Origin of the sequence: Dorea acetigenes (assembly GCF_025567385.1) — a bacterium.
Taxonomy (GTDB): domain Bacteria; phylum Bacillota; class Clostridia; order Lachnospirales; family Lachnospiraceae; genus Claveliimonas; species Claveliimonas acetigenes.
The window spans coordinates 1-404 of the sequence record NZ_JAOQJU010000063.1 but is presented as its reverse complement, the minus strand read 5'-3'; the positions used below and the strand labels follow the sequence as shown (position 1 = coordinate 404).

General features: G+C 47.0%; 1 protein-coding gene. It reads left to right on the top strand.

Annotation, left to right across the window (positions count from 1 at the left end; all coding sequences use genetic code 11):
* Nucleotides 1–12 precede the first annotated feature (12 nt).
* Nucleotides 13–404: FIVAR domain-containing protein (locus tag OCV99_RS17985; protein ID WP_158372389.1), on the top strand; the 392-nt coding region annotated here is incomplete at its 3' end.

Below are 404 nucleotides of genomic sequence, written 5' to 3'. Positions count from 1 at the left end.
AGCGGAGAGTATATGACTGGCCTGATTGACAATTATAAGATTGTAAGTCGTGTTATGACGGCGGATGAGATTGCAGCAGAGGCGCTGAAATATGTAGAAAAAGATGTATTGAAGGCAGCCATTGATGCAACAGAATCTGTAGGAAATCAGGATGAATACACAGAAGCTACCTGGGAAGTATACGCAGAAGCGTTGAAGGCTGCAAATGATATTTATGCAAGCAATACGGCAACGCAGGCAGAAGTAGATGCAGCAGCGGCTGCTCTTACCAAAGCACAGAATGGGCTGAAAGCGCCGGAACCGGAGCCAGTTGTGGTGGAATCCATTACGGTAACAGCACCGACGAAGACGGAGTACACGGCAGGGGAAGAACTTGACCTTGACGGAATGAAAGTTACTGTAAA